Below are 17,870 nucleotides of genomic sequence, written 5' to 3' on the forward strand. Positions count from 1 at the left end.
ATGCGACACCGGCTGCGCGTCCTCGGTCCCCTGGCCCTCGCCGCGACCCTCACCGTCCTCGCACCGCACGACGCCCGGGCGGCCACAGGCACGTTCGTCTACCACGCCCAGCGCGGCGGGGCGCCGCACGACCTGACCGACCCCGTCGACGGGCGCTGCTACGCGGTCGGTGACGCCCAGGGCGTGACCGGGAACGAGACCGACCGCCCCGCCTATCTCTACGACACGCCCGACTGCCGGGGCGCGGCGTCCTACTTCCCGGCCGGGTTCTACGGCCACCAGACGTTCCACAGCGTGGCCTTCATCCGGTAGCCGGCGCCCGTCGCACGGCAGTGCCCAGGCACCACTCGGGTTCCCCTGATACGGCGAGAACGATTTCGCTACTCTGGGCGGTCGAGCCGCCTACGCGGGGAGGACCCATGAGCACCGGCCAGGTGTGGAGCATCGAGCGCATTCGCGACGCCCTCGGCAGTCCCGACCTCTCCCGCCGCTTCGTCCATGAGATCGGCCGGGCCCCGGCGCACGAGGTGCTGACCGTCTTCGCGAAGTGGCAGGGCATCGCCGAACGCACCCTCGCCGCGGTCGAACGCGGCCGGCAGGCGGCGGCGGCGCAGGCGGCGGGCGGCGACGTCCCGGGCGACTGGATCGACATCACCCGAAAGGTGCAGGAGGACGCTGCCCTCGTTCGCGCCCGCGGAGCCGCCTGGAGCTGACACCCTGGGTGGGTGTACGCGCTCAAGTACGATGCGACGATAGCCGCCGTCTGGGACTCGCTCCCGCCGCCGGTGAGCGCGCAGCTCAGCGACGTCCTCGCCGCCGCCTGCACGGACCCCTTCGCGGCGACCGTCCCGTACGGCGAGGACGACGGGATCATGCGGATGCTGGTGCTGGACGAGGTCTTCGTCGTCATCTATCTGGGCCACCAGACGAAGACGCTGCACATCTACCAGATCGATTACCTGGGCTGAGTGCTCCGGGCGAGGCCGGCGAGCACGGCGACGGCGCGGTCGAGCTCGTCCTCGGTGTTGTAGTAGTGCGGCGAGAGCCGCACCAGCGGTTCGCTCTGGTACAGCGACGTCTCCGGGGTGGTGACGGTCACGTTGATCCCGTGCCGGGCCAGCTCCGCCTTGACCTCGTCGGCGGCGAACCCTTCGACCGTGGCGGTCACGAGGGCGCACCGCTCGCGCCCCCGGTCGTGCGTGGTGACGCCCGGCACGGCGTCGAGGCGCTCCCGCAGGGCCGCGCCCAGGCCCCGGCTGCGCTCGCCGATGGCGTCCAGGCCGAGCTCCAGGGCCTGCCGGGCGGCGCTGCCCAGGCCCAGGACGTTGGAGTAGCTCATCTCCCACGTCCCGAAGCGCCGTGCGCCCGGCCTCCAGGTGTAGCCGTCCTTGCCGTCCCAGATGGCCGCGGCCGTCTCGTTGACGGGGGGTTCGAGCCCGTTCGAGAGACCGGAGCGGATCCACAGGAAGCCGGTGCCGCGCGGGCCGCGCAGGAACTTGCGGCCGGTGGCGCAGAGCATGTCGCAGCCGATCTCCTCGACGTCGACGGGGAACTGGCCGACGGACTGGGTGGCGTCCAGCAGGAACGGCACCCCGGCCCGGCGGGTGATCCGGCCGATCTCGGCGACCGGGTTGACGAGGCCGCCGCCGGTGGGGACATGGCTGACGCCGACCAGCCGGACGCGCTCGTCGATGAGGCCTGCCAGGGCCTCGGTATCGAGTTGTCCGAAGGCGTCGTCGGGGACGACGACCACCTCGGCGCCGGTGCGCTGGGCGACCTGCAGATAGGCCAGCACATTGCTGCCGTACTCCGAACGCCCGGTCAGGATCCGGTCGCCGGGCCGCAGGCGCAGGGAGTAGAAGGCGGCCCCCCAGGCGTGGGTGGCGTTGTCGAACAGCGCCACCTCCTCGGGCCGTCCGCCGACGAGTCGGGCGACGGCGGCGTACGTCGCCTCGATGTCGGCGAGGCGCTCGCCGGCGGCCTCGTAGCCTCCGATGCGGGCCTCGAATTCGAGGTAGGCGGTCATGGTGTCGAGGGTGCGGCGGGACAGGAGCGCGGCACCGGCGTTGTTGAGGTGCACGCGGTGCGCGCAGCCGGGGGTGTCCTCGCGCAGTGCGGCGATGTCCATCGGGGTCCTCTCTCCGGACGGTGGGACGTGACGCGGGGGTGGCATTGGTGCCACCCCCAGGACGGGCACTGAAGGGATCGATCGTGACCGGGCGGCGCGGAAGTATCGACGCCGTACTCACACTGCCCAGGAGGATCGATGTTCACGTTCGGGAAGTCGTCGCGGCGGGCGGCCGTCGCCGCGAGCGCTCTGGTGGCGGCCGTCGCCGCCACCGCCCTTCCGGCGTCGCCCGCCCAGGCCCGCTCGGCGGTGCCCGCCCGCTACGCCGGGCAGAAGCTGGACTGGCGGGCCTGCGAAGAGGGTTCGTCGCTGGAGTGCGCGACGATGACCGTGCCCCGCGACTGGCACCACCCGGGCGCCGGCGCGGACATCTCGGTGGAGGTCTCCCGGCACCGGGCGAGCGACCCCGGCAAGCGGCGCGGCGTGCTGATGATGGCCGCGGGCGGGCCCGGCGGCAGCGGGCTGGCGCGGCCCGGGGAGGTCGTGCGCAGGTCCCCGGCGGTGGGGGCGGCCTACGACGTGGTCAGCTTCGACCAGCGCGGGGTGGGGCGCAGCACCCGGGCGGTGTGCCAGACCGACGCGGAGTTCACCGACTTCCTGGCCGGGGACTACCGCGACCGCTCCCCCGCCGCGATCGACGCCGTGCTGAAGAAGTCGCGCGCGTTCGTCGAGGGCTGCAAGGCCCGCACGGGGGACCTGCTGCCCTACCTGAACACCGAGCAGACGGTGCGGGACATGGACCTCTTCCGCTCGCTGCTGGGCGCGCCCAGGATCGCGTACTACGGCGCGTCCTACGCCACGATGATCGGCGCCTATTACGCCACGCTCTTCCCGCAGCGCGTCGAGCGGGCCGTGCTGGACAGCAACATCGCCTTCGACGGCACCTGGGAGGAGTTCATGACGGGCCAGCCCAAGAGCTTCCAGCGCCGTTTCGAGCAGGACTTCCTGCCCTGGCTGGCGAAGTACGACGACGTCTACCACTACGGGCGTACGGTCGCGGAGGTCAAGGCCGCCTGGGAGCGGCGGCGGGCCGCGCTGCGCGAGCACCCGGTGACGGCCGGCGCGGTGGTCATCGGCCCCAACCAGTTCGACAACGGCGCGATACGGACGATGTACAACGCGAAGGACGGCTTCCCGGCGCTGGCCCGGGGCCTCGTGGCGCTCGACCACTGGGACGCCGCCGCCCCGGCGGAGAAGCAGCTGGTGGGCAAGGTGTTCGGCGAGTACCTCAGCCCGGAGTTCCTCGCCGAGTACTTCTCGGTGACCTGCAACGACACCCCGTGGACCCGTGACACCGGCCACTGGGTGCGCAAGGGCGGCGAGGACGCCCGCGACCTGCCGCTGATCGGCGCCCGCGAGCTCGCCTTCGCCTCGGTCTGCGCGGCCTGGCCCGCGTCCCCGGCGCCCGCGGTGAAGGTGACCGGCAAGGGCCTGCCCGCCACGCTGATGCTCAACTCGGAGCACGACCCGGCCACCCACTACGAGGGCGCCCTGCGGGCCCACCGTGCGCTGCGCGGGTCGCGCCTGGTCACGGTGACCGGCGGCGGGGACCACGGCGCGTACCTTTCGGGGAACACCTGTGTGGACGGCGTCGTCGAGTCCTATCTCCTCGACGGCGAGGCGCCGGAGCGCGACATGTCGTGCGCGGCCGGCCCGCTGCCGGTGCCCGAGGGGGCGGCGAAGTAGCCGGGTGCCGTATCCGGTCCGGGGGCCCTGTCGTTGTCCCCGCAGGGCGGCGGGAGGGCCGAGGACATGCGCATCCAGATCATCACAGCGGGTACGACGGGTTCCGTCGCCCCCTACACGGGCCTCGGGCACCGGCTGCGGTCGGAGGGCCACGAGGTGGAGCTCGTCACCCACGCCAGGTTCGCCCCGGCGGTGACGTGTTGCGGCCTGGGCATGCGGCCGCTGGAGGCGGACCCGTTCGAGGAACTGCTGGGGGTGCACAGCCGGGCCCATGGCGCGGCCCGTTCGCCGCGCGTGCTGCTGGACTTCGCACGCGCCGTCGAGCGGGCCGCGCTCGCGCTCGTCGACGGGATCCTGGCCGCGCTGGACCCCAAGGCCGACCTGGTGCTGCTGTCGTCGATCGCCGCCCCGATCGGCCGGGTGGTGGCCCGCTACCACGGCATCGCGAGCATGGGCGTCTTCCTCCAGCCCGACGCGCCCACCTCGGCGTTCTCGCCCTGCACCATGGCCCTGAGGCCGCCGGGGTACGCCAACCGGCTGCGCGGGTACGGCGCGAACGGCGTGCTGGACGCCCTGTACGCCGCCGCGAACCGCAGCCTGCACCTCCGGCTCGGGCTGGCCCACCGCAGCGCGCACCGGCTGCGCCGGGAGCGGGAGCGCGAGCGGTGGCCGATCTGGCACGGCTACAGCCCGTCGGTGGTGCCCCGCCCGGCGGACTGGCGCCCGGGCCTGCGGGTCGCGGGCTACTGGTGGCCGCACGAGTGCGCCGACTGGCAGCCGCCCGCGCAGGTCACGGACTTCCTCGCGGCCGGGCCGCCGCCGGTGTTCGTGGGTTTCGGCAGCATGATGCCCGGCGACTCCGAGCGGCTGGGCGATCTGACGGTCCGTGCCCTGCGGCAGGCGGGGCTGCGCGGCATCGTCCAGTCCGGCTGGGCCGGGCTGTCCGTGGCCGGCGACGACGTCCTCACCGTCGGTCCGCTCCCGCACGGGTGGCTCATGCCGCGCACCGCCGCCGTGGTCCATCACGCCGGGGCCGGCACCACGGCGGCCGGCCTGCGGGCGGGCGTGCCGGCGGTGCCGGTGCCGGTGCTGACCGACCAGCCGTGGTGGGCCGCCCGGCTGGCGCGGCTGGGGGTGAGCCCCGGGGTGCTGCCGTTCGCCGATCTGACGGTGGGCCGGCTGGCGGGGCCCTTCGGCGGGCCACGGGCGATCCGCGCTTCGGCCGGCGCGCGGTCGAGCTGGCCGGGCGGCTGGGGCGGGAGGACGGGGCCGGGGTCGTCGCCCGGGCGGTCGCGGAGACCGGCCGGTGAGTGCCGGACGGCCCGGAGGGACCACGCCACAGCCACGGATGGGGAAGCGTTCATGACACCGCACACGCCCGCGCCCGCTCTCGCCCCGGCGGCCGCACCGGCCGACGGCCGGCCGGCGGGAGCGGCCATGCCGCCGCTGGACGCCTGGCTGTACCGGCACCAGAGCAGCGGGGCGGTCTGCATGACCGTCGGCGTCATGGCCTGGTTCGACGGTGCTCCTCCCCCGATGGTCTGGCTGCGCGAGCGGGTCGCGGCCCGCTGGGGGGCGCAGGAGCGGCTGTGCCTGACGCCGGACGCGGCCACCGGGCCCCGGGCCTGGCCGAGGTGGGTCGCCGGTCCGCCGTTCGCCGCCGAGGACCATGTCGTGGAGGGGCCGGTGGCCGCCGCGGCACCGGCGGAGGCGGTCGTCGCCCGGCTGCTCGCCCAGCCCCTCGGTCCGGGCCGGCCGCCCTGGCAGCTGCACCTGCTGCCGGCTGCCGGGGGCTTCGCGCTGCTGCTGCGCGCGCATCACGCGCTCCTCGACGGGGGCTCGCTCATCGCGCTGCTGCGTACCCTTCTCGACGCCCCCGTGGCGGCCCTGCCGGGCCCCCGGGCGGGCCGGGAGCCCACCGCGCGGGCGGACGCCCCCGCGTCCCGGGCCGCCTGGGCCCGGGCCCTGGCGGACATGGTGCCCCGGGGGCGTCCGCTGCCGTTCCACGGCGCGGTGGACTCCCGGCGGGCGGTGGCCTGGAGCCGGCTGTCCATGGCGGACGTGGGCGCGGCCCGTGACGCGCTGCCGACGGGGCGGGCCTCGGCCAACGCCGTCTTCCTGGCCGCGACCGCCGGTGCGCTGCGCGCCGCCGGAGCGGTGGGGCGGCTGCGGCTGCCGGGGGTGTGCGCGATGGTGCCCGTCGACGTGCGCACGGCGGACGAGGCGGCGGTGCTGGGCAACCGCTACGCCACGGTCCGTGTGCCGCTGCCCCTGGGCGGGGACGCCCGGGGGCGGCTGGCGAGGGTGGACGGCTTCACCCGGCGCGCGGCGCTCAAGGAGCGGGCGCGGGCCCAGGCCCGTCTGGTGGCGTCGCGGCCGCGACGGCACGGTGTGCTGGACGACGCGCTCGGCCGTTACGCGGACTCCCCCTTCTACTCCTCTCTGCTGTGCACCAGCGGGGCGACGTACGCGGGCCCCCTCGGTCTGGGCGGCGCGCGGCTGGCCGGGATGGCGGGGCTGCCTCCGCTCAGCCCCGGCCACCCGCTGGCGGTGTCGATGTGCCTGCACGACACGAGCGTGGTGGTGACCGTGGTGACCGATCACGCCCACCGCCGGCTGGCGGACCGGCTGCCCGCTCTGATCCACGCGGAGGTGCTCGCGCTGCGGCCGTGAGACGGCCGCCCGTGCCCGGGGACCGCCGGGCCTACGGGCAGTAACGTCCCACCGCCGCCCCTCGTTTCCCCTGGTGAAGCTCCCCCACGAAACGGAGACCTGTCGTGCCGACGCGTACCGCACTCTTGGAAGAGGTCATTCCGCTCACCCTCGACGGTTACGCCTACAGCGGCCGGATCGTCCATCAGCCGGACGCCAGAATGGCGCCCGTCGTCCTGGTCGGCGGCGCGTTCCAGCACCAGAACGCCTGGGGCCGGCTGGAGCAGGGCTTCCTGGAGTCGGCCACGGTCATCACCGTCGACCTGCCCGGCTGGGGCGACGCGGACCGGCTGCCCGCCCGGTACGGCTTCGACTTCCTCGCCGAGGCGCTGGACCAGCTGCTCTCCAAGGTGGCGCCGTCCCCGGTGAACGTCCTGGGCGGCTCGTACGGGAGCGCGGTGGCCTACCAGTGGGTGCGCGACCACCCCGGGCGCGCCGAACGGCTCGGGCTGGTGGGCACCATGTCCCATCTGGCCGACCACGTACGGGCCCGGGTGGAGCGCACGCTCGTCATGGCGGAGCAGGGACGGCGGGCGGAGTTCGTCGACTGCGTCATCGAGACGATGCTGTGCGTCTCACCGCTGGTCACGGTCTCCCGGCGGTCCGCGATCGCCCGGTGTCTGAGCCGCGCCCTGTACGACATGACACCGGACGACCTCGCCAAGTACAAGGAGAACTCCCAGCGGCTGCTGTCGTGTTCGCGGCTTCCCGGCGGCCCGTCCGTGCACGTCCCGGCCCTGGTGACGACCGGTGAGCACGACCCGCTGAGCACACCCGCGCTGAGCCGGGAGGCGGCCACCCGGCTCGCGGACGCCCGGTTCACCACCTTCAAGGACGCCGACCATCTCGTCCACCTCGAGCGCCCGGCGGAGCTGGTGGACCTGATGACCCGCTTCTTCCGCGGCGATACCCTCGCCGGCCTGGACTACTGCCACCCCGTCGAGCGCGTCCGGCACCGGGCCCCGATGGACGCCCTGCCCTCGCCGCGCCCCTCCAACGAGCCCTGAGCCGGCGGTTCGCGCTCCCCCGCCCGGGGGCCGCACGGACCGCCGGACCCTTCGGGGGTCAGTCCTCGTGGGCGCCCATGGGCAGCTCGCGGAGCTTGAGCGCGGTGCGCGAGCTGTAGGCGTAGTCGAGCATCCTCGCGGCGTCCGGGTAGCGGCCGGTGCGGTCGTCGAGCACGACGCCGACGACCGTACGCCCGGCGCGCCGGGCGGCGAAGACCAGGCAGGGGCCCGCCGCCCGGGTGGAACCGGTCTTGAGCCCGACTACTCCGTCGTACGACCCGAGCAGCTTGTTGGTGTTGTACCAGGTGTAGAGGCGGTTGACGTTGGCCGCCTTCTGCTGGGTGTTCATCGACTTCATCACGGTCGTCAGCGTGTCGTCGCCCAGGGCGTGCCGGGCGAGTTTCGCCAGGTCGCGCGGGGTGGAGTAATTGGTGCCGCGCGAGGAGATTCCGTCGAAGGAGTCGTAGTGGGTGTCGCGCATTCCCAGGGCGCGGGCCTTCTTGTTCAGCTTCTCCACGAACGACGCGGTGCGCGCCTGTTCCGTCGCGCCGTCGCCGAAGGTGTCGGCGAGGGCGTAGGCGGCGTCGCAGCCGGACGGGAGCATCATCGCGTAGAGCAGCTGCCGCACGGTGAGTTCGTCGCCGGTGCGCAGGTCGGCCGTGCTGGCCTGGTTGCGCTGCACCCAGTCGCGGTAGGACTGCTTGATGGCGACCTGCTGGTGCAGCGCCCCCGCGTAGTCGTCGGCCACGACCACGGCGGTCATGATCTTGGTGGTGCTGGCCATCTGTCGCCGGGTGTCGGCAGCCTTGCCCCACGGCTTTCCGTCCGGCCCCCGGTCGAGGTACGCGCCCTTGGCGCCGATTCCCGTCGGGCCCTCCGCTGCTTGGGCGGTGGCTGTCGGGAGGGCGACCGCCAAGGCGGCGGCCGACGCGGTCAGCGCCGCTCCCCAGCGGCGGACCACACTTCCCTCACATGGCTCCATTGAGTCTCCAGAATTCCTCGCTCGTCGGTTGAGGCGAGCGCATGCTTGCATCAAACGCCGCACGGAAAGAAATTCTTTCACCAAGGAGTGAATACGATCGGATAATTCTCCGGCGTTCGAACGAGAATGTCTGAACGAAAAGGGGAGTGCCCGCACCTGTGTGGCACGGGCACTCCCGGTCCGGCGTGGGGACGCCGGGCATCAGGTCGTCACAGGGTCAGCCCGTGCAGACCCCGCGCGCGTAGTCGACCGTGGCGGCCTGCTGCGAGTACGTCCACTCGGGGTCGAGCAGCTTGGCCTCCAGCTGCTTGGCGGCCGCCGGGCTCTCCACGATGTAGCCGAAGTCCTGCAGCCACGAGGGGTAGAGGTTCTTGGAGCCGATGTAGAAGGCGGAGCTGTCCACGGACACCAGCTTGTGGTGCAGCGCGTACGGCTTGCCGTCGGCCCACTTCGCCCCCGGCGAGCTGCGGAAGGTGGCGAGCTGGAGGTTGGAGCACATCGCCGCCTTCGCCTTCTGCTGGTCGCCGGTGACCAGGGCGAGGCGGTTGCGGAGGGTGTCGCTGATCTCGGCGAGCGACTTGATCTGCGAGTAGCCGCCGCTGCCGACCGCGCCGCGGTTGGCGGGGTCGCTGACGACGATGCGGACCTTCACGCCGGCCGCCATCTTCGCGGCGAGCTGGTCGTAGAGGCGGATGTCGTAGCGGGCGATGGGCGGGCAGGTGGCGTTGAGGTCCTGCTGGGAGATCACGATGCTGCGCTCGGCGCTCCCGACGAGCGCGCGCAGGGCGCTCTCCTCGGGGTTGGCCGTGTCGTAGTCGCGGTCGGCGTTGGTCTTGTCCGGCAGGCCCACGACGCACTTGGTGTCCGGGGCGGTCGGCAGCTTCGGGTCGAACGCCGAGGCAGCGTCGCGGTCCTTGATGCCCACGCCCAGGCCGCCGACGGCGATCACCGGGACGTCGCCGGTGGGCCCGGAGGGGGTGGGGTTGGCGTCCTTGTGCATGGTGGGCATGCAGTCGCCGCCGGAGGAGACGAACCAGACGCTGGCGACGTTGCCCTTGTTCCGGCAGGTCCAGCTCCACAGCTGGTCCAGGTAGCGGCCGGCGGAGTGGGCGGCGGGGCCGGTCAGGGCGAGGTCGACGTCGGTCACCGGGTGGGTGGTGTCGACGTAGTCGTCCTTCCAGCTGTTGATGCCGCCGGTGATCGCCGACTCGCCGTCCACGACGAGCAGTTTGGAGTGGTTCCAGGAGAAGCTGGTCTTCGACGTCGTCATCGACGCGACGTTCAGCGTGATGCCGCCGGCGGCCTTGCCCAGGCGCGCCAGGAGGTCGTCGCGGTACTTCGAGGGCAGCACGTTCACGTGGTAGACGGGCGCGGCGCCGACGAGGACCCGTACACGCGGCTTGTTGCCGGCCTCGACCGAGGCCTTGAGGCCGGCGGCTATCGCCTCCTGGAAGGCGCCGTTCGGGAAGGGCGCGAGGGTGGAGATGTCGACCGTGCGCTTCGCCTTGGAGATGTTCTCCGTCATCTTCGCCAGCAGCCGCTTGGTGCCAGGGCGGTCCGCGCAGGTGTCGTCGCCCCAGCATCCGGGGCTCTGCAGCAGCCAGTCGGAGGCGTCGGCGGAGGAGGCGTCCAGCTTGTTGCCGCTGGTGCGCTGCCAGACGTCACCCTCGAGGCCCGGCGAGACCTGACGCAGCGTCTTCTCCACGGCGTCGAGGTGCGGGGTGGGCGACGGGCTCGCGAAGGCGGGGGCCGCGGGAAGGGCGGCGAGGACGACGGCCGAGATCGTCGCGCAGCGCGCCAGACGGGGTAAACGGCGGTGCCGGAGCAATGGTGCATCCTTAAACAAAGTAACGATTCCGCGAACAGCTGACTCACGTTCGGCGAACGCAAGATCAACGCGGAGAAGCTATCAGCTGTCCGGACACGTACATCTCACGTATGACATGTCCTTCGGCCACCAGTCCTCAGAGGTACACGGGACCGCCTCAGGGACGGATTACCCGCATGGGGTGTTGGCCATAGCTTCGTGATCAACGGTGGGAGACGGGCCGAACGACGAACCCGTCAGCCCTCGCCGCCCCGTCACGAAGAGAGGCACACATGTACGGCAAGGCGTTCGCGCCCGAATATCGCGGCGCGCTCGGCGCGCTCTCGGTGAACTCCTCCCTGGAGGAGGTCCTGGACAAGGCCGTCGCACAGCGGCAGGAGGCCGAACGGGCCGGATCCGCGCTGGACGCGGCGCACGCGGGTCTCGCCGTGGCCGAGGCGAGCCGGCGGCTGGGCCGGATCGAGGAGGCCGAGCGGGCCTGGAAGGCGAGCTACCGCTCGGCACGGCGGGCCGGCGACCAGGGCGCGATGGCCTGGGCCGTGTGGAGCGGCGGCACCCTGGCCCGGCAGCGCGGCGACCTGGCCCTGGCCCGACGGTGGCTGGCCATCGCCGCCGAACTCGCCAAGCACGGCGGGGACGTCGTCGCCCGGGGCTACTCGCTGGCGGGACTGGCCGAGACCGGCCGCATCCAGGGCGACTACCAGGCGGTCGGCGAGCTGCACGAGAAGCTGCTGGCCGAGGCCAGGCGCCGGGGCGAGGCCCGGCACACGGTGTGGGCGCTGGAGGGCATCGCCCAGATGCACCGCAACACCGGCTCGTACGACACCGCCCTGGAGATGTTCGAGGAGGCGGCGGCGATAGCGGAGAAGGCCGACGACGCGCGCGGCCACGCCTGGGCCTTGCGCGGCATAGCCGACGTGCTCTCCCTGCGGGGCGAGACCGGGCGCGCCCTGGAGCTGCTGGCGCGGGCCGAGCGCACCTGCCGCGAGATGCGGCTGGTGAGCGCCCTCGCCTACAACCACAAGATGCGCGGCAACGTCCTCTTCCGCGCGGGGCGTTACGAGGAGGCGCGGGAGACCTACGCCGGGGCCCTGGAGGAGTTCCGTGCCATGGGCGAGCCGCGGGGCACCGCGCTGGCCGGCCTGGGCCTGGTCAAGGCGCGGGCCCGCCTCGGGCGGGACACGGCGGAAACCGCCGCCGACCTCGACGAACTCGACCGCACCCTCGGCGGCCTGGGCCTGTTGCACGCCCGGGAGATGGTCGCGAAGGCCCGCGCGGAGCTCGGGGTCTCCGCGTGACGCCCCGCACCGGCCTCGCGCTGCCGGACACCGGCCCGCTCCAGGTCCTCGACCGCTGCCGGGAGCGGGTCGAGCCCGCCCTGCGCGCGGCCGTGGAAAGCCTGCACCCCTGGCCGCGGCGCATGGCCTCGTTCGCGCTGGGCTGGTGCGAGGCCGACGGCACGCCGGCCACGGGCGGCGGCGGCAAGGGCGTCCGCCAGGCCCTGGCGGTGCTCGGCGGGCAGGCCGTGGGCGCCCCGGAGGAGGCGGTCGTCGCCGGGGCGGTCGCCGTGGAACTGGTGCACACCTTCTCGCTGGTGCACGACGACGTCATGGACGGCGACGAGCGGCGCCGGCACCGCGACAGCGCGTGGAAGGCGTTCGGCACCGGCCCGGCGGTCCTGGTGGGGGACGCGTTGTTCGCGCTCGCGGTCGAGACGCTGGCGCGGGCGGAGGGAGCGCACGGCGCGGCGGCGGTGCGCTGCCTGTCCGGCGTGCTGCGGGACCTGCTGCACGGCCAGGCCGACGACCTCCTCTTCGAGTCCCGGCCGTGGGCGGGCCCTCAGGCGGTGCGGGTGGCGGAGTACGAGGCCATGGTGGCCGGCAAGACGGGGGCGCTGCTCGCCGGCGCGCTGGCGCTGGGGCCGGTGCTCGCCGGCGCCTCGCCGCAACAGGTGGAAGCGCTGACGGAGGCGGGGCGGCATCTGGGCGCCGCCTTCCAGGCGGTGGACGACGTGCTGGGCGTCTGGGGCGACCCGGAGGTCACCGGCAAGCCCGTGCACGGCGACCTGCGCCGGGGGAAGAAGACCCTGCCCGTCCTCGCGGCCCTGGCCGGGGCGGGACCGGCCGCCCGCTCCCTGGAGGCGCTGCTCGGCTCCGGGGTCCCGCTGGACACCGGGGCCGCGCGCCACGCGGCCGGGCTCGTCGAGGAGGCGGGCGGGCGGGACGCCGCCGAGGCCGCGGCCCGCCGCCACGCGGCGGCCGCCCGCCGGTGCCTCGCGGGCGGGACGTTCGCGCCGGAGGCGGTCGGTGAACTCGTCGCCCTCTCGGAGTTCCTGCTCGACCGGCGCCTCTGACACCACGTCACCACACTCCTGGCGCACGGGCGTCAGCGGACATCGGCGTACTGCCCGAGCGTGATCTCGGCGAAGTGCCGCAGCGACCGCGTGTCCGGCGCGAAGTAGGCGCTGTGCCCGTGCGCCCCGTCGGAGGGGACCGGGCGCGCCCCGAACTCCGCCGCCGTCGGGTCGCCGCCGTGGCCCAGGCCGAAGGCGCTGACGTTGGGGACGCGGCCTATCCAGTCGGCGCTGTTGCGGCGGGTCGCCCAGACCCGGGCACCGGTGCGCAGGCCGGCGGCGGAGTCGGCACGCATGCCGGGGCTGCCGAGGACGACGAGGTCGGCGGCCTCGGTGCCGTCGATGTCGTGGGCGGCCAGGCCGCAGACGACCGAGCCGTAGCTGTGGCAGAAGACGGCGGGCGGCGTGGCGGCGGTGCCCAGCGCGGAGAGGCCGGCCAACAGGCGCTCCAGGCGCGGCGCGCCGGCCTCGGCGAGGCGTCCGGTCGCGGCGTCGAGGCCGACGCCGACCGGTGTGGTGTAGCCGGCCCAGGCGATCACGGCGGTGGGGGTGCCGGGGGCCTGCCGGGCCAGTTCGGCGCGCAGCGAGCGGGCCATTCCGGCGGGGGTGCCGTACCGGTCGTGTGTGCGGTCGAAGGAGGCGAGGTCGATGTCGGAGCCGGGGACGACGACCGCCGTGTGCCGGGCCGCCGTCCAGTCGCCGTACACCTCGGCGACCTGGCCGCGTCCGCGCGGGTCGAAGGCGAGGATCTGCCGTCCGGGCCCGAGCAGCCGCGCGTAGCGGTCGGCGAGGTCGCCGGCCAGGCGGCGCTCGGGTGCGCCGAGGGAGCGGTCGGCCGCCCGGGCGCGCTCCCGGTCGCGCTCGGCGGCGAGGGCGAGGCGGTTGGCCTCGTAGCGCAGAGCCACGGGCGCGCCGTCGAGGTTGCCGACGACCAGCGGGTGACGGGCCGCCAGTTCGTGCCGGCGCACCTCGGGGAGGGCGGCGAAGAAGCGGGCGATGTCCTCGGGGGCGGCCTCGGGGTCGGGGAGGGAGTGGTCCGCGCGCCACGCGGCGGCGCCGGCCGGCGGCCCGGTCACGACGGTCTGCTCGCCGCCGACGGCCCAGCCGGCCGTGCCGGCCATGACGGTCGTGGCGACGGCCGCGGCGACCAGCGTGCGCTTGAAGCGGCGCATGTTCGAACTCCCTCGTAGGTGGTGACGAGGGAAAACGTAGGAAGGGGGTGGGTCGCCGGGCGTCAACCCGGGGAGCCAACCGGAGGGTGATACCGGGGTATGACGAGGGTGGCTCCCGGGGTCCCCGGGACGGCCGCGGCCGTCCGTCGCCTTACCGTAGGCGGATGATCGCTGACTTCCATGCCCTCACTTCGGACATCGTGCTGCGCCCGGTGACCCTCGACGACGCGGCGGCCTTCGCCCGGGCGTACGCGCGCAACCGGGACCACCTGAGGCCCTGGGAGCCGGGCCGGAGCGAGGCGTTCTTCACGACCGAGGGCCAGGCGGCGCGGCTGGAGGACCTGCTGGCGCTGCGCGCGGCGGGGCGCGTGATGCCCTGGGTGCTGGCGGAGGACGGGGGGCGGGGCGAGATCGTGGGGCTGGTGAACCTCGCCAACATCGTGCACGGGGCCTGGCGCAGCACCAATCTCGGGTACTGGGTGGCGGCAGAGCACACGGGCAAGGGCCTGGCCACCGCCGCGGTGACGGCGGCGTGCCGGGACGCCGACCAGCGGCTGGGGCTGCACCGGATCGAGGCCGGGACCGTCGTGGCCAACGCCGCCTCCCAGCGGGTGCTGGTCAAGTGCGGCTTCGAGCCGATCGGCACCGCGCGGAACTACCTGCACATCGACGGGGAGTGGCGGGACCACGTCCTGTACCACAAGATCCTCAACGACCGCGGACCGGCCTGAGCGGAGTGCCCGCACCCCTCGGCGGGCATCACCTCATGGAGCCGTCCGCAGACGGACCGTAGCGGCGCGAGGAGCTTCGCTCCACGTTGCCCAATCGCCTCAGAATCTATGCCTCGCCGTGGCATGGCTGTTACACAACAGCAGGGAAACAGGGGCTTGCGGATCATAGGATCGAACTCATGATCAGCGGGCGATTAAGTGCTAATCGCCCTCTTTCCGTTCACGGCCGCGCTCACTTGGCGCAGGAGAAGAAGGAGACACCCCTGTGCCAGGGCGAATACCGCGTCGGCGCGTCCTCCAGGTCGCGGGCGGAGGCCTGGTCGTCGGAACGGGCGCGGTGGGCGCCTGGCAGTGGCTGGCTCCCGGCTCCGGGAAGAGCCGCCGGCCGGGGGAGTTCCCCGCGCGGCCCGCGAAGGCCGCCACCAACGAGTCGTTCGTCCACATCATGGCGCATGCCGACGACTCGCTGTACTTCATGAACCCCGAGCTCGAGCAGTCCATACGCAGCGGCGCGCCGACCGTCACCGTCTGCATGACCGGCGGCGAGTCCGACGGCCGCAACGCTCTCGCCCGCAGCCCCGGCTACGCCAAACTCCCCGAGAAGCGGCCGGAGTTCGTCCGCGCCCGGATGAACGGCCTGCGCGAGGCGACCGCCCAGATGGCCACAGGCGACTGGCTCAGCCCGTGGACCGTGGAGACGCTGACGCTCCTGCCCGGCTTCGAGGTCGAACTGCAGACCCTCAAGGCCGCCCCGCAGGTCCAGCTGATCTTCATGGAGCTGATAGAGGCCCGCTTCATCAAGGCCCCCCGGCAGGAGAGCCTGAGGGGGCTGTGGCTCGGCGCCGCGCCCAAGCTCACCACGCTCGTGCCCGCCGCGAGCCCGGTCAAGCGCACCTTCCAGTACAACCGGCAGCAGGTGATCGACACGCTGACCGCCGTGCTGGAGCGCTACCAGCCGACGGTCGTGCGCACGCTCGACCCCAACCCCACCCACCTGCCCAAGGAACCCCACTACCCCAACACCCCGCCCGTCCTGCAGGGCATAGCCAAGTACGACCACCAGGACCACACGACCTCCGCCTACTTCGCGCAGGCCGCCCTGGCCCAGTACTGGGGGCGCAAGCACTCCCGGCCCACCGCCGTCGACACCTACGTCGGCTACGAGGTCGCCACGCTCCCCAACAGCCTGGACGCGGCCACCACCCGCCACAAGATAAAGATCCTCGACATCTACGGCTGGGCCGACGGCAAGGACTGCGGCGACCCGGCCGGCTGCGGCGACCGCAAGGTCGGCAACCGCTCGAAGGACACCCGCTGGTCCGACAACCTCCGCCACCGCGCCACCGGCACCCAGCGCTGGGTGCAGCCGCTGCCCGACGGCCGGCTCGCCGCCTTCGCGCTCCTCGACGGCCAGGTGCAGTGCTGGACCGAGACCCGGGCCGGCGGCGGCGTCTGGTCCAAGCCCGTCCCCGTCGACGGCGGCATGCTGGAGGGCCAGGTGCAGGCGCTGCGCCACGCGGACGGCACGCTGCAGCTGTTCTCCGTACGGACCGTGCTGCCCACCGCCGACCAGGCGCACCGGCGCGAGATCGTCACGACCCGGCAGACCGGCAGGACGCCCGGCGGCGCCCCGGCGTTCGGCCCGTGGGAGTCGCTGCGCTCGCCCGAGGAAGACCCCCAGCGGTCGATCGAGGTCGGCTACCCCGTCGCGGTCGCCGACAAGGACGGCATGGTCCACGTGCTCGTCAAGAACTGGGCGGGCGGCGTCAGTCTGTGCACCGGCGCGCACGGCAAGGACTGGTCGGAGTGGGAGCAGCTGCCCACCTCGGAGCAGCCGGTGAAGACCGAGGACGGCCTGGACGCGGTGCTCGACGCCAAGGGCCGTCTCCATGTCGTGGCGGCCGACGTCAAGACCGTCCACCACTGGATGTCCGACGGCCCGGGCAGCCCGCTGAACATGGCCGAGCCGACGCGGCTGCCGGCCGCCACCGGACCGCTGTCGCTCGCCGCGCTCTCCGGCGGCGGCCTGCGCCTGGCCATGCGCCAGCCGGGCACCTCCCGCGTGCTGGTCTCCGACCGGCAGGACAACGGCGGCTGGCGGGTGACGTCGCAGTGCGAGCCGATCAGCGGCTACGGGCGGGTGGCGCTGGCCCAGGCCGGCAACGACACCGTGCTCGCCGCCCGGGACGGCAAGGGGCGTATCCGGCTGTCCGCCGGCTCCGGACGTCCGGGCCCCTGGCTGGAGCAGGGCATACCGCACCGCGGCACCGCCGCCCTCGTCCAGGACTCCCGCGGCCGCAACGTCGCGGTGGTGCTCGGCATGGACGGCCGGCTGAGCAGCGTCCGGGGCAAGGGCTCGGGCGCCACGGCCTTCGGGGACTGGGCCTCGCACGAGGGCAAGGTCCAGAGCGACCGGCAGGAGTCGTAGGCGCGACGCGCGTGGGCCCGCCCGGCATCCGCCGGGCGGGCCCACGCGCTTGCTCATGCCTGCCGCAGCCGGCCGGCTATCTCCTCGGTCACCGCCGCCTGGTGGTCGGCGAGGTAGAAGTGACCGCCGGGGTAGACCTTGAGCTCGAACGGGCCCTCGGTGTGGCGCTCCCAGGCGGCGACCTCGTCGAGCGTCACCTTGGGGTCGGCGTCGCCGGTCATGGCCAGGACCGGGCAGCGCAGCGGCTCCCCCGGCTCGTAGACGTAGGTCTCGGCGGCCCGGTAGTCGGAGCGGATGGCGGGCAGGACCATCCGCAGCACCTCCTCGTCCTTGAGCAGTCCGGAGGCGGTGCCGTCGAGGCGGTCGACCTCGGCGACCAGGCCCCGGTCGTCGAGCAGGTGCACGGTCTCGCTGCGGTGCGTGGAGGGCGCCCGGCGGGCGGAGGCGAAGAGCCCGGCCGCGACGATGTCCTTCTCCCGTTCGAAGCGCCGGGCCACCTCGAAGGCCAGCGAGGCGCCCAGGCTGTGGCCCAGGAACGCCAGAGGGCGGTCCGCCCAGGGCAGCAGCGCGGCGTAGACCCGGTCGGCGAGGTCGGGGACGTTGTCGATGAGCGGTTCGTTGCGCCGGTCCTGGCGGCCGGGGTACTGGACGCTGAGCACCTCGGCGAACGACGGCATCGCCTTGGACAGGGGGAAGAAGTAGCTCGCGGCGCCGCCGGCGTGCGGCAGGCACACCAGCCGCACCTCGCTGTCCGGGCGCGGGTGGAACCTGCGGATCCACAGGCCGTTGTCGTCACCCGAGAGGTTGTCGATCACAGTGGGGTCGTTCCTTCCAACACGGTCG

15 protein-coding genes are annotated in these 17,870 nt (G+C 73.6%); 10 read left to right on the forward strand and 5 right to left on the reverse strand.

The features are described 5' to 3' along the window. The 3 genes from J1792_RS25585 (at position 1) to J1792_RS25595 (ending at position 968) form a co-directional block, all read left to right on the forward strand. Entirely contained in the window at positions 1-312 is a 312-nt protein-coding gene (locus tag J1792_RS25585; protein ID WP_207248300.1) for a hypothetical protein, read from the forward strand. Positions 313-419: 107 nt separating this feature from the next. Then, on the forward strand, positions 420-713 hold the full coding sequence (locus J1792_RS25590; protein ID WP_086566073.1) for a hypothetical protein: 294 nt from the start codon (positions 420-422) through the stop codon (positions 711-713). A gap of 12 nt (positions 714-725) precedes the next feature. Beyond that, a complete protein-coding gene (locus tag J1792_RS25595) occupies positions 726-968 on the forward strand; it encodes a hypothetical protein (RefSeq protein WP_086566072.1) in 243 nt (80 codons plus the stop codon). On the opposite strand, the gene J1792_RS25600 is transcribed toward J1792_RS25595, so the two are convergent. After that, positions 956-2,128: an aminotransferase class V-fold PLP-dependent enzyme gene (locus J1792_RS25600; RefSeq protein WP_207248301.1), complete on the reverse strand. Its 1,173-nt coding sequence runs from the start codon at positions 2,126-2,128 to the stop codon at positions 956-958. The genes J1792_RS25595 and J1792_RS25600 overlap by 13 nt on opposite strands. Before the next feature lie 138 nt (positions 2,129-2,266). Between J1792_RS25600 and J1792_RS25605 the strand changes: the two genes are divergently transcribed. The 3 genes from J1792_RS25605 to J1792_RS25620 all read left to right on the forward strand — a co-directional run bounded on the left by J1792_RS25605 (position 2,267) and on the right by J1792_RS25620 (position 7,533). Beyond that, positions 2,267-3,814, forward strand: a complete 1,548-nt coding sequence (locus tag J1792_RS25605; RefSeq protein WP_086566070.1) for an alpha/beta hydrolase — start codon at positions 2,267-2,269, stop codon at positions 3,812-3,814. A gap of 66 nt (positions 3,815-3,880) precedes the next feature. Next, a complete protein-coding gene (locus J1792_RS35470) occupies positions 3,881-6,487 on the forward strand; it encodes a glycosyltransferase (RefSeq protein WP_307843094.1) in 2,607 nt (868 codons plus the stop codon). Positions 6,488-6,591: 104 nt separating this feature from the next. Beyond that, positions 6,592-7,533 carry an alpha/beta fold hydrolase gene (locus J1792_RS25620; protein WP_242705276.1) on the forward strand — a complete coding sequence of 314 codons (942 nt, stop codon included), beginning with the start codon at positions 6,592-6,594 and terminating at the stop codon, positions 7,531-7,533. A gap of 58 nt (positions 7,534-7,591) precedes the next feature. Here the strand turns inward: J1792_RS25620 and J1792_RS25625 are convergent, their stop codons facing one another. Together J1792_RS25625 and J1792_RS25630 are read right to left on the reverse strand one after the other, a co-directional pair. After that, positions 7,592-8,515, reverse strand: a complete 924-nt coding sequence (locus J1792_RS25625; RefSeq protein ID WP_207248302.1) for a D-alanyl-D-alanine carboxypeptidase family protein — start codon at positions 8,513-8,515, stop codon at positions 7,592-7,594. 217 nt (positions 8,516-8,732) lie between these two features. After that, positions 8,733-10,343 (reverse strand): phospholipase D-like domain-containing protein, encoded by a 1,611-nt coding sequence (locus tag J1792_RS25630; protein WP_086566066.1) that lies wholly within the window; start codon positions 10,341-10,343, stop codon positions 8,733-8,735. 272 nt (positions 10,344-10,615) lie between these two features. Here J1792_RS25630 and J1792_RS25635 point away from each other — a divergent pair, with 272 nt between their 5' ends. Together J1792_RS25635 and J1792_RS25640 are read left to right on the forward strand one after the other, a co-directional pair. Next, positions 10,616-11,641, forward strand: a complete 1,026-nt coding sequence (locus J1792_RS25635; protein ID WP_086566065.1) for a tetratricopeptide repeat protein — start codon at positions 10,616-10,618, stop codon at positions 11,639-11,641. Continuing rightward, on the forward strand, positions 11,638-12,696 hold the full coding sequence (locus J1792_RS25640) for a polyprenyl synthetase family protein (protein ID WP_242705277.1): 1,059 nt from the start codon (positions 11,638-11,640) through the stop codon (positions 12,694-12,696). Before J1792_RS25635 ends, J1792_RS25640 begins: the two co-directional genes overlap by 4 nt. 32 nt (positions 12,697-12,728) lie before the next feature. Here J1792_RS25640 and J1792_RS25645 read toward each other — a convergent pair whose 3' ends face one another. Continuing rightward, positions 12,729-13,868: an alpha/beta hydrolase gene (locus tag J1792_RS25645; RefSeq protein WP_207248303.1), complete on the reverse strand. Its 1,140-nt coding sequence runs from the start codon at positions 13,866-13,868 to the stop codon at positions 12,729-12,731. 164 nt (positions 13,869-14,032) lie between these two features. On the opposite strand from J1792_RS25645, the gene J1792_RS25650 reads away from it, so the two are divergent. Beyond that, positions 14,033-14,599, forward strand: a complete 567-nt coding sequence (locus tag J1792_RS25650) for a GNAT family N-acetyltransferase (protein WP_086571837.1) — start codon at positions 14,033-14,035, stop codon at positions 14,597-14,599. Between the two features lie 265 nt (positions 14,600-14,864). Next, a complete protein-coding gene (locus tag J1792_RS25655) occupies positions 14,865-17,027 on the forward strand; it encodes a PIG-L family deacetylase (protein ID WP_086571835.1) in 2,163 nt (720 codons plus the stop codon). Positions 17,028-17,080: 53 nt separating this feature from the next. Here J1792_RS25655 and J1792_RS25660 read toward each other — a convergent pair whose 3' ends face one another. Further along, the gene (locus J1792_RS25660; RefSeq protein ID WP_086571840.1) at positions 17,081-17,839 is read right to left on the reverse strand and encodes a thioesterase II family protein; all 759 of its coding nucleotides are present in this window, start codon (positions 17,837-17,839) and stop codon (positions 17,081-17,083) included. Positions 17,840-17,870 lie beyond the last annotated feature (31 nt).

Source organism: Streptomyces triculaminicus (assembly GCF_017349075.1).
In the GTDB taxonomy this organism is placed as follows: domain Bacteria; phylum Actinomycetota; class Actinomycetes; order Streptomycetales; family Streptomycetaceae; genus Streptomyces; species Streptomyces triculaminicus.